Here is an 11,580-nt window from a genome sequence, read left to right on the forward strand (position 1 = left end):
GAGAAATGATGAAAAAAACTTTATTCTTAATTGCACCTTTGGCTTTTTATTTTCAAAGCACCCACGCCACTGAAACCACTTCCCCCTACTCAGCCAATATCACTGCGGCCAGCCAATACGTTTCACGCGGTTTTCAACAAACTTGGGGCAAACCTGCCTTGCAAGGGGGACTGGACTACAATCATGCCAGCGGTTTTTATGCGGGTACATGGGCATCGACCGTAAGCGATCATTTTATTCGCGATGCTTCAGTCGAATGGGATGTATATACTGGCTATAGCCGCAGTTTTGGTGATTTAACCGTCGGCACTAAAGTCGCCTATTACTATTATCCTGGGGCAAAAACCACTGCGGATACAGGCAATACCCGTTTTGATTATGGGGAAATTATTCCTGAAATCAGTTACGGCCCGCTCAGCGTGAAATATGCGATTACCTATACCCAAGATTATTTCGGCAATAATTCGGATACCTTAGGCGTCGGCAACAATAAGCATTCACGTGGCTCGGGGTATTTGGATGTCAATTGGCATCAACCAATTACACAAGGTTGGTCAGTCGATGCCCATTATGGCAACCAACGCATTAAAAACTTTTCTGCTGCCAGCTTCCAAGATGCCAGTTTTGCCGTCAACAAAGAGCTACCCTATAACCTTTCCAGCAGTTTGACCTATAGCAAAGCATGGGATAAAGACGGTTTTTATCAGCAATACAGCAATGGCAATCCCAACGCCAAAGTCTCCAATCCAATTGATTCAACCGTAACTTTGTCACTGACCAAAAGCTTCTAATCCAAGCTGAATCAAGTCTTCTGGCATAAAAAAAGCCGCTTCATTGAAAGCGGCTTTTAAAAATCTTGGATATTAAGGCTTGATCAGTTCAATCGTTGTACCTGCACGTTTTGGATCAATCAGAATCTTGGCATGTTGCTCTGGATCGCGCAGCGCCTCAAAGGCATTGCCGACCCCTTCCAAACCGACCACACCTGTGATCAATGGTGAACAATCGACTTTACCTTCTGCAATCATATGCAGCGTGTCACGGAATTCAAGTGGGGTATAACCCAATACATATTGGATTTCCAATTCCTTATTAATCGCCAAGGCAGGCTCGATTTTATCACTTTGCATACACACGCCCACCCCAACAATACGTGAGAACAGCGGCGCACCTTCCAAAATCTGCTGCATAATCCCAGCCACACCCACGCACTCAAAAATCACTGGACGCTTTGGCAATATTCCAAGTTTATCACCGACGCGCATGGCATTGACCCAAGGTAATGAGTAGGTCTGAACCTTGTCAAAAATCCCCATCCCCATATTCACTGCTTCAGAGACATTGCCCAATAATCCAAGCTCTTTCCAACTACCAAATGGAGACTGTTGTTTAGGATCAATCAAGATATCTGCACCACATTGCTCAGCCAAGCGACGGCGGTTCGGTGAAAAATCACTGGCCACTACGGTTTTGACGCCAGCCGCTTTCAGCATAATAATCACGCCCAAACCGACAGGACCACAACCAATCACAATCGCTGGCTCATTTTTCTTGATTCGACTACGACGTACTGCATGCAGTGCAACAGCCATTGGCTCAGTCAATGCTGCACTGTCCGCATCTAGACCATTCGGCACTTCAAACATCAGACTGGATTGCACCAAGACTTGCTCTGCATAACCACCGGAAGCACTCGGTGACAAGCCTGTAGGAACATAGCCTTGCGGATCAACATTTAACAATGGCATGGCACAAACCAACGTATCTGCTTTCAATTTACGCCGTGTTTTTGGACCATAGTCCAAGACTTTGCCACAGAACTCATGCCCGAAAACCAATTTATCTGAGGATTTTGCCACCCCATTAAAGCCGACGCGTGCTGCCAAATCATGCATATGGTCACAGTGATGTTGCATATGTAAATCCGAACCACAGATACCGCAACGCACCACTTCAAGCAGGACTTGTCCTTTAGCAGGGACCAATTGAACACTGTCTTCCAGTTTCAGCTCAGCGTTATGACAAACCAGAGATTTCATAGAATGCTTTCCTTTTTTGTTTTATTCCCATTGTTCACCTTCAGCACTTTAACCCGTTGCTGTACCAAGCAAACAACACATGACTCAATCCTGACAAGGATAATTGTCAAAAACTATGACCGAAATATCAATATATCAAAGCAATAAAGTCAGCAAATGATGTATTTTAGGATAGCTCGATTGATTGAAAAAAGATTAAAAATTATTCTCTTTTAACTTCAAATAGATGAGTCTATTTTTCTAAATTGTTGCCCGATTTTTATCAAAACGATCAAATTTAAACCTTGCATTCAATAGTGTCATTATGCCAATATATATTTACTGGCTTTAAGCCACTATAAAAGAGAAGCTAAAAATGACGATTCAACTTATGACAGCTCAAGCGAATGTTCCCATCGAGTTTTTGCAGTTTTCAGGTGGTGAGCGTCATATTCAACTACAACCTGAATTATTAAACCAATTAACAGCCGACACTCAGATCAAAGCTTCACTACAGAACAGTGCAGATGTGATGGATTATCTGCTATTAGAAAATGTGTTGTTGCAACAAGACACTCACCTTTCGGTAGAAATCCCTTATTTTCCCTATGCACGTCAAGACCGTATCTGTGCACAAGGTCAGGCCTTCTCATTGGATTTAATGACCAAGTTATTAAATAGCAATAGCGAAAACTTTGCAGGGCAACGTCAGAAAATTGTGGTGTGGGATTGCCATAGTCAGGTGACTCTGGAGCTGCTACGAAAAAATACCCGCTTCCAACAAGTGATCAATATCGAACCAATTGAGATTATCCAGCAAAGCCCAGCATTGATGCAGATTTTAAGCGCCGACAATAGCGTATTGATCTGTCCTGATGCAGGCGCAATACAGCGCACCCAAGCGATTGCAAACGGTATTAATCCGCAACGCCAACAGGCCATTGAAGTGATTCACTGTGAAAAGAAACGTGATCCAAGCACTGGCAAAATTAGAACAACGGCGGTGGATAGCCCTGATTTGACAGGAAAAACAGCTGTGATCACCGATGATATTTGCGATGGTGGTGCAACCTTTATTGGTATTGCCAAACAATTACGCGGCCTAAACTGCCAAAACATTATTTTATATGTCACGCATGGCATTTTTAGCAAAGGTCTCGCGGTATTTGATGGCTTGGTCGATCAGGTCTTTACCAGCAATAGCCTGCCACAAACAGAAGCAATCAAACTCAACATTATCAATTTTCAAAATTAAGATTTTAAAGCACGAGGCCAATAAAAATGAGTATTAAAATTAACCCACTCAATGCAATTGATTTCTATAAAGCCGACCACCGTCGCCAGTATCCAGTGGGAACTGAATACGTCTATGCCAACTTTACCCCGCGTTCATCACGTTTAGCCAAAATGCTGCCTGATTTTGATGACAAGATTGTGTTCTTTGGCCTACAAGGCTTTATCAAACACTTTTTGATTGAGACCTGGAATGAAGGCTTCTTCAATCAACCTAAAGCCAAAGTGGTCGCAGCCTATAAACGCCGTATGGACAATGCTTTAGGTGAAGGTGCAGTGCCTGTCGAGCACATCGAAGCTTTACATGATCTCGGCTATTTACCATTAAAAATTAAAGCCTTGCCAGAAGGTAGCCGCGTCAATATCAAAGTGCCAGTATTGACGATTATCAATACTGACCCGAATTTCTTTTGGCTAACCAACTATATCGAAACCGTGCTCAGTGCCGAATTATGGAAAAGCTGTACCACCGCCAGCATTGCCTACGAATACAAACGTTTGTTGACTCAATATGCAGAAAAAACAGGTGCAGCTTTAGACTTTGTTGCTGTTCAAGGCCATGATTTTAGTAGCCGAGGAATGAGTGGGATCTATGATGCTGCCCAATCGGGTGTGGGTCACTTAACCAGTTTTATTGGGACAGATTCAGTTGCTTCCATTGATTATGCAGAAGAATATTACAACGCAACAGGTGTCGTCGGTGTTTCAGTACCTGCAACAGAACACAGTGTGATGTGTATGGGTAGTGAAGAAAGTGAAATCGAGACCTTTAGACGTCTGATCTGTGAGCTTTATCCTGCCGGTGTAGTCAGTATCGTTTCAGATACTTGGGATTTTTGGCGTGTGATTACCGAGTTTAGCGTGGAATTAAAAGCAGAGATTTTAAAACGCCAACCGAATGCCCTCGGACTCGCCAAAGTGGTGTTTCGCCCTGACTCAGGTGATCCCGTGAAAATTATCTGCGGCGATCCTGATGCAGAGCGAGATAGTCCTGCTTATAAAGGTGCAGTGCAATGTTTATGGGAAATTTTCGGCGGCACAGAAACCGTTCAAGGCTATAAGGTATTGAATGAACGAGTTGGCTTGATTTATGGTGACTCGATTACCCTAGAACGTGCCCAAAATATCTTAAAAGGTTTGGAGGCCAAAGGCTTTGCTTCAAATAATCTGGTCTTTGGAATCGGCAGTTATACTTATAACTATTTGACTCGTGATAGCTTTGGTTTTGCAGTCAAAGCCACTTGGGGTCAGGTTAACGGTGTCGGTCGTGAACTGTTTAAAGACCCTGTAACGGATTCAGGTGTTAAAAAGTCAGCCAAAGGCTTGTTACGGGTTGAACAAACTGAAAATGGTTTTGAGCTCTTTGATCAACAAAGCTTTGAACAGGAGAAAATGGGCGCACTACAAACAGTATTTGAAAATGGTCAATTGTTAAGCGAATGCTCACTTGATCAAATTCGGGAGAGATTGGTCTAAAGCGATATCAAGATCACTCATTTCAAATTTGAAATTCAGCTACGCTACATTGATAGACGGCATGGATGCTGCCTCTTTAACGGTCTTGCACGAAGTTCAAAGTATTACTTTGAACTTCGCTCAGGATGTACCATCAGCTCATTCAAATCTATAAAAAACCTTTATACTTGATTCACTCATCCATGAGACAACGCCAAATGACCTATACCTCTGAACAGGAATACCTTGCCCACTATCAAAAAACAGACTATGACACGCCTCTGTTTACGGTCGATATGGCAATTTTTTCTGTAGCAAAAGGTCAATTACAAGTCTTAATGATTCAACGCTCCAACTTTCCCGAAAAAGGCAAATGGGCGCTACCGGGTGGTTTTGTCGATTTAAAAACCGATCCCGATTTAATGGCAACAGCACACCGTAAACTGCTTGAAAAAACAGGGATTCACTCCCCTTATCTAGAACAAGTCGAAACCATTGGCAATCAATATCGTGATCCACGTGGTTGGTCTATTACCGCTTTATATTTTGCCCTGATTGATTTTGACCAATTTGAAATTCAAACAAGCACCACCACCGAACACCGTCAATGGTTTACAATCGATCAGGCATTACAACTTGATTTAGCCTTTGATCACCAACAGCTATTACAACTGGCATTTGAACGTCTTGGCAATAAAACCCGTTATACCGCCTTACCCGCCAGCCTGATGCCTGAATTATTTACCCTGACTGAATTACAGACGATTTATGAAATTATTTTAGGTCATAGATTAGAAAAAAAATCATTTAGACGGCGTATGCAAGAAGCAGGTGCCGTTGAAGAAACAGGACAGCAAAAAATTGTCGGCAAGCGTCCTGCTCAATTGTTCCGCTATGCACTGCAAGATTATAATTTTACTTTTCCGCGTATGCTGGAAACGCCACGCAACAGCACTGAAAATGAAAAGAGCTAAGGAAAAATAGCTTAGCTCCTCAATAACTTAGAACTTACTTCCAAGTTTGACGAATCAAATCCACCGCTTTTTCAGCAATCATAATTGCAGGTGCATTGGTATTGCCATTGACCACGGTTGGCATAATCGACGCATCCACCACGCGCAATCCTGCAATGCCATACACTTTTAGCTCAGGATCGACCACCGCCATCTCATCCACACCCATTTTACAACTACCAACAGGGTGATACACCGTGTCGACACGTTGCCGTAAAATCTCACGAATTTCATCATCAGACTGCACATTGGCTGTAAACATATCTTCTTTAATTTTTTCACTTAAAGCAGGTGCATTCATTAACTTTTGCGTGACTTTAAAACCATCAACCATATCTTGCAGATCTTGCTCATCCTCAAGGAATTTAAAGTCGATTAATAATGGATCATCGACATTTTTACCACTGAGTTTGACTGAACCCCGCGCACGCGGATTCAACAAGCAAACATGGCATGAAATTCCATGTCCCATATGCATGGTTCGAGCATGGTTATCCACCACCGCAATCACAAAATGCAACTGTAGATTCGGCTTATCCAATTCAGGACGACTTTTTAAGAAACCACCACATTCAGCATAATTGGTGGTGATTAAACCACGACGTTCTTTACGATAACGCCCAATCTGTTTGACTAAATCAACACTGCCCCCAACCGACACCCCAAAAGTTCCTTCCATTTGCTTGGTCTTATAAGCAAAAATAAAGTCAGGATGATCATGCAGGTTTTCACCCACACCCGCCAAATCTTTAATTACAGGGATACCGTGTTTTTCTAGTTCTTGGCGTGGACCAATCCCCGACAACATCAAGACTTGTGGAGATTGGAATGCACCCGCAGATAAGAGCACTTCCTTATTGGCACGAACAATCGTGCTTTGTCCATTGTGTTTATATTCGACCCCAACAGCACGACCATTTTCAATCACAATTTTTGACACCAAAGCTTTGGTAATCACATGTAGATTCGGGCGTTTACCTAAATAAGGAAACAGATAACCACGCGCTGCGCTCCAGCGTTCACCATTTTTTTGTGTAACCTGATAAACACCGAGTCCTTCTTGTTCTGCACCATTGAAGTCATCATTGAGTGGATAATTGACCTGCTTCGCAGCTTCAACAAAGGTTTTCTGATACGGATTGTCCGAACGTAATTCACTGACATTAAGTGGGCCATGCTGACCATGATATTCGTTTCGAATGCGCTCGTTATGCTCTGATTTTATAAAATATGGCAAAACATCGTCATAAGACCATCCCGTATTGCCTAAAGCAGCCCAATGGTCATAGTCGCTATGATGTCCACGGATATACACCATCGCATTGATGGCAGAACTGCCACCTAAGCATTTTCCACGAGGTTGATAACCTTTACGCCCATTTAAACCTTTTTGTGGAATAGTTTCTAAAGCCCAGTTATTAATCTTGGTTGGAATACTGATCACCGCTGCGGAAGGTGTATTCACCAACCAACTGTTGCCATCACCACCAGCTTCTAATAAACATACCGAAATATTTGGATTTTCAGATAATCGACCAGCCAGTACCGAACCTGCTGAACCACCACCTATAATTACAAAATCAAAAGCTGTTTCTGTCATCGCTATACTCTGTTTTTTCTTTTTAAAAAGTGGACGCATTATGCCGAACACGGCATTTAAATACTGTTGTTGTTGTCTAACCAACTCATATCATTAAAAGCAACTTAACTGCAACGCAATAAAAGCGCAATAGTCAAATCAAGCAGTCACGTTGCTGTAAAAAGAGAGCCAATTGCAAAACTACTGGATGGATTCTTTCTCTAATTTTTTCTGTTTCAGATACTCAACATGTTGACGATCTGTTTTCCACGATGGTTCCAATACTTCTTTCTCAATACGAGAGCGAATTCTTTTCTGTTTCATGGGGCTGATCACCTCCTCATTGAAACTTTTCACATATTTCAGCCAAGTCTTACCTCGAAACACATTTTCAGGCATTTCTGTTTTAAACTCACTACGAGGCGTAAAAACAATAAACGAGTGCAAATATTGTGGATCTAACACGTCATTTAGCACTATCTCTAGCACTTTGCTATGTTTATAGTTTTGATGTAAAGGATTTTGAAATTTATAGCTTTTCTTATAGATTTTTTGCGTCCATTGCTTCTGTCGAACACTACCAAAAATCCACCCCGTATAGTTCTTCGTTTCTATAATAAAAACCCCATAAGGACTTATTAAAATATGATCAATTTGAGTTGTACCTTGCTCGCTATCAGGGATCGTCACGTTGTTTAATAACATGTACTCCTCTCCTAACCCCTTTTCTACGTGAGCCTTAACCATCAGCTCTCCTATTCTTCCTTTAAAATATGGTGATTTCAAATAAGTGATAATAGAAAGAATAATAATGAAAAATATAAAGTATAAAAGCATATTCCTTCCCCAGTAATTTTAAATTTAATTTATTAAGAACAAAAAAATAAGATCTAAAATTTTAGAATATATTTTATCAACATTCACTTAATTATTTATATTTTTATATTCATTATAAATTAGAATCAAACCGCCCATAAGGATAAAAAACAGACCTAACAGCTTTAATCCATCTATTTTTCTAATTTGCATTCCTAGAAGTCCAGTACTATCAATAATCGTTGCAAAGAGCATTTGTCCTAAGAAAACCCATAACAATGTATTTGTTGCTCCTATTTGAGGAGCTGCAAGAAACATACAAAGAATATAAATAGAACCAAGAAAACCAGGAAACCACATCCACCATGAGGCTTGTTGGTATAACGGAGGTTTAATCGTACCATCAACGATTAATGCAATGATTAGTGATGCAATTGCTCCACCAACATAAAGCACAAAAGTTGATTGAATTTGAGAAGCACCACTTGTATTTCGAAAAGTATTTACCATTGCGAGCTGTAGTGGAACAATCACACCTCCCAATATGCTAATCATAATATAACTCATATTATGCATGGTCATTTTCTCTTTTTTATTTTGATTTAATCATATCGCAAATACCCAGTTTAACTCACCATTTTAGCCACTTCCTCTTAACACATCAGGACAATGTTTGCATTCCGCTTTACTTTGAATAGCCAAACCAAGTAAATAAACCACTTATTAGTTTTATTAAAACAAATTTTTCAAATAACTGAATATTATTTACTGGATAAAATAATGAAGGCACTCATCACCAAAGGTTGTCATACAGACCACGGTGGCATAGTACAGGAGGCAGATAACATCTTTCTCGTCGAAGGGATTCCTGTACACGTCGAAGGCATGAGGCACTATTGCCCTAAATGCCAAGTGATGGCCACAGCCCAAGCTTCAGGCAGAGGCTTTTTAATGGCAGGCACCAGAACTATTATTGTGGCGGGTGACAAAGCCACTTGCGGTGCAACCTTTTTCCCGAATCAAAGCCTTGTGGTGAGAGATAACGGAATTGGTGCAGGCGCGAATAGTTCATCCGCTGTTAGCAACTTTCTCAATACCAGTAGCCCTCAAGTTTTTGATGAGCAAGTTGCAGCTGAGTTTAGTTTTGCCGAAGGGATGCCCTACTTGATCGAAACGGCTGAGGCTAAACTCTATCAAGGCACAATTGGGGGCTGATGGAAAACTACCACGGATTGAAACTGAGGGACATGCTTCTTATAAACTCTATTTAGGTGAAGAAGCACTCACCAAGCGTGGTGGTAATGCCAGTTAATCAATCGGGGACGGTTAAAACAAATCCCAAACGAGGTTCTGTTGCGGCTTGTAGTATGGTGGGAATCGTTCCGATTACCTTTAAAGAACTATGGGATAATTACTATGGTGACAAAACTCCACCATACAACATTAATGGACAAGCTCCTAAAGGGTTTGAAAATCAATGTGCAATTCGAATGAGTGTGACTTTGCATAAAGTAGGCGTGAAGATGACTACTTTTTCTCAGAACAATCTTAAACCTGAAGGGAAAGCACCTACGCTTGGTCGTATTGTATTAAACAATAAGGCAACAGCAACAAGAGCGAATGAGATGGCGATCTGGCTTCAAACAAGACCTGTTTGTGGAATTGGCCCTGCTATCGTCATAACAGGGAGAGATTGGCAATCAAAAATCAAAGGTAAAACAGGAATAATATTTTTCGGAGAGTATTGGGAACGCGATGATGAAAGTGCAGATGCAGCAAGCGGTGGACATATAGATTTATGGAATGGGAAATCACTAACTCCCAATTGGGCTTCAATGTTCCGCTTTACGCTCGGTATCAATAGAATATTCTATTTATATGCTGATTTAGGTAAATCTAAAAGAATTTGGTTTTTCGAGGTAAAATAGTGAAAAAAATAATATTTCCAATTTTAAGTATCATCCTTGTAATAATTATTTTTTTTGGTCTACCTCTAATCTATGAGTTTATGATTCCTCATTCATCTGTATGTGCTGAAGGGTGTGCCCCAGCATTTAGGAAATTTGTATTTTCGTTTGGTCTTATAAGTTTAATCATCGCACCAATACTTGGTTACTTATTAGCAAAAAAAACTGTTAATCGTAAAAATATTTATTCCTTTCTTGCCTTCTATTTAATGATTTATTTAGTCATTGTTTGGTACAGCACAGGTTATGGCTATGGACTAAATCTAAGCTACTAATTTTGAGGTCAAATGATAAAAAAAATTCTATACCCAATTGTAGGGGTAATATTTATTTTAGCAATTATGCAGTTTTCATATGACCCATTTGTTTTTGTTACAGGAAAAATCCCCTGCAAAGAAGGATGCAGTACCGAGTTTATTTCCATACTCAAATATTGGTTTTGGGGAATAATACTTATGACAATTGCATTAAGTTATTACTACGCGATTCAAAAAATAAAGACATTACTTTTAGTTTTTTATTTCAGTTTATTTTTTCTTACACATATATTTTTAATGTGGTACGCCTCGACTTATGGCTACGGTCTCAACTTAAGCTATTAAATGGACGACTCTCTAAAAAAGAATGAATAAATTTTTATACATTTGCATTGGAATCACAGTAACGTTTGTTCTTATGATCATAGTCCCTAATTTGTATTTAATTATTATTGACCGAGATACTTGTCGGGAGGGATGTAGTCGAGCATACAATGATTTTTGTTTTTGGGTATTTCTTATATCAATTTTCTTTGGAGCCGCTTTATCCTATCTAAAAAGTCTTAAAAAAATTTCATATAAAAGTATATTTTTCTGGGCAATTTTATTTTCAATCATTTGGATAGCAACAACATGGTACGGCCTAGATTATGGATATGGAAAAAACCTAAGTTATTAATTTTGAGGTCAAATGATAAAAAAGATTCTGTACCCTATCTTCGGTCTAATGATTATCATTGTTTTAATGCAACTTTCGCATGAAATTTTTATTAACTTATTAAAACATAAAAGGCCATGTATAGAAGGTTGTAGTGGTTCATTTAAGAACTTTTTAATGGCCTATACTTGGTTTTGGCTCATCTTAAGCATGTTGACTGGTTACCTTATAGCGGCAAGAAAAGCTAGCTATAAATTCATCATGATCTTAGTTCTTATATTTGTAATCTCTACATTTATCGTGAATTGGTACGCCTCGACCTATGGCTACGGACTCAATTTAAGTTATTAAATTCAAAAAATCCAGACGTAAAAAAACCGCTAACTTAGCGGTATTTTATCTCATCTTTTAAGATGATGGTCGGAGCAGTAGGATTCGAACCTACGACCCCCTGGTCCCAAACCAGGTGCACTACCAGGCTGTGCTATGCTCCGAAATTGGGGTGAATGACGGGATTCGAACCC

General features: G+C 40.1%; 10 protein-coding genes and 1 tRNA gene. 6 read left to right on the plus strand and 5 right to left on the minus strand.

The window, feature by feature from the left end:
* The first annotated feature begins 8 nt into the window (after positions 1 to 8).
* On the plus strand, positions 9 to 791 hold the full coding sequence (locus F957_RS07200; protein ID WP_004655495.1) for a TorF family putative porin: 783 nt from the start codon (positions 9 to 11) through the stop codon (positions 789 to 791).
* 72 nt (positions 792 to 863) lie between these two features.
* Here the strand turns inward: F957_RS07200 and F957_RS07195 are convergent, their stop codons facing one another.
* Complete coding sequence (locus F957_RS07195; protein WP_016541614.1) at positions 864 to 2,039, minus strand: zinc-binding dehydrogenase; 1,176 nt, start codon at positions 2,037 to 2,039, stop codon at positions 864 to 866.
* Positions 2,040 to 2,394: 355 nt separating this feature from the next.
* Between F957_RS07195 and F957_RS07190 the strand changes: the two genes are divergently transcribed.
* From F957_RS07190 to ntrR, 3 genes are all read left to right on the plus strand, one after another.
* Entirely contained in the window at positions 2,395 to 3,273 is an 879-nt protein-coding gene (locus F957_RS07190) for a phosphoribosyltransferase family protein (RefSeq protein ID WP_016541613.1), read from the plus strand.
* 26 nt (positions 3,274 to 3,299) lie between these two features.
* Complete coding sequence (locus F957_RS07185) at positions 3,300 to 4,787, plus strand: nicotinate phosphoribosyltransferase (protein WP_016541612.1); 1,488 nt, start codon at positions 3,300 to 3,302, stop codon at positions 4,785 to 4,787.
* Between the two features lie 197 nt (positions 4,788 to 4,984).
* A complete protein-coding gene (gene ntrR / locus F957_RS07180) occupies positions 4,985 to 5,740 on the plus strand; it encodes an ADPR responsive transcriptional repressor NtrR (RefSeq protein WP_016541611.1) in 756 nt (251 codons plus the stop codon).
* 34 nt (positions 5,741 to 5,774) lie between these two features.
* Here the strand turns inward: ntrR and F957_RS07175 are convergent, their stop codons facing one another.
* The 3 genes from F957_RS07175 to F957_RS07165 form a co-directional block, all read right to left on the minus strand.
* The gene (locus F957_RS07175) at positions 5,775 to 7,379 is read right to left on the minus strand and encodes a GMC family oxidoreductase (protein ID WP_016541610.1); all 1,605 of its coding nucleotides are present in this window, start codon (positions 7,377 to 7,379) and stop codon (positions 5,775 to 5,777) included.
* 180 nt (positions 7,380 to 7,559) lie between these two features.
* On the minus strand, positions 7,560 to 8,195 hold the full coding sequence (locus F957_RS07170) for a nuclease-related domain-containing protein (protein ID WP_032860790.1): 636 nt from the start codon (positions 8,193 to 8,195) through the stop codon (positions 7,560 to 7,562).
* Positions 8,196 to 8,282: 87 nt separating this feature from the next.
* Entirely contained in the window at positions 8,283 to 8,750 is a 468-nt protein-coding gene (locus F957_RS07165; protein WP_016660447.1) for a DMT family transporter, read from the minus strand.
* A gap of 204 nt (positions 8,751 to 8,954) precedes the next feature.
* Between F957_RS07165 and F957_RS20965 the strand changes: the two genes are divergently transcribed.
* Both F957_RS20965 and F957_RS07160 read left to right on the plus strand, forming a co-directional pair.
* Entirely contained in the window at positions 8,955 to 9,389 is a 435-nt protein-coding gene (locus tag F957_RS20965; RefSeq protein ID WP_016660448.1) for a PAAR domain-containing protein, read from the plus strand.
* A gap of 86 nt (positions 9,390 to 9,475) precedes the next feature.
* A complete protein-coding gene (locus F957_RS07160; RefSeq protein ID WP_016541606.1) occupies positions 9,476 to 10,102 on the plus strand; it encodes a type VI secretion system amidase effector protein Tae4 in 627 nt (208 codons plus the stop codon).
* Positions 10,103 to 11,473: 1,371 nt separating this feature from the next.
* Here F957_RS07160 and F957_RS07145 read toward each other — a convergent pair.
* Positions 11,474 to 11,550, minus strand: a tRNA-Pro gene (locus F957_RS07145).
* Between the last annotated feature and the right edge of the window lie 30 nt (positions 11,551 to 11,580).

The sequence above is a fragment of the Acinetobacter gyllenbergii CIP 110306 = MTCC 11365 genome, assembly GCF_000413855.1.
In the GTDB taxonomy this organism is placed as follows: Bacteria; Pseudomonadota; Gammaproteobacteria; order Pseudomonadales; family Moraxellaceae; genus Acinetobacter; species Acinetobacter gyllenbergii.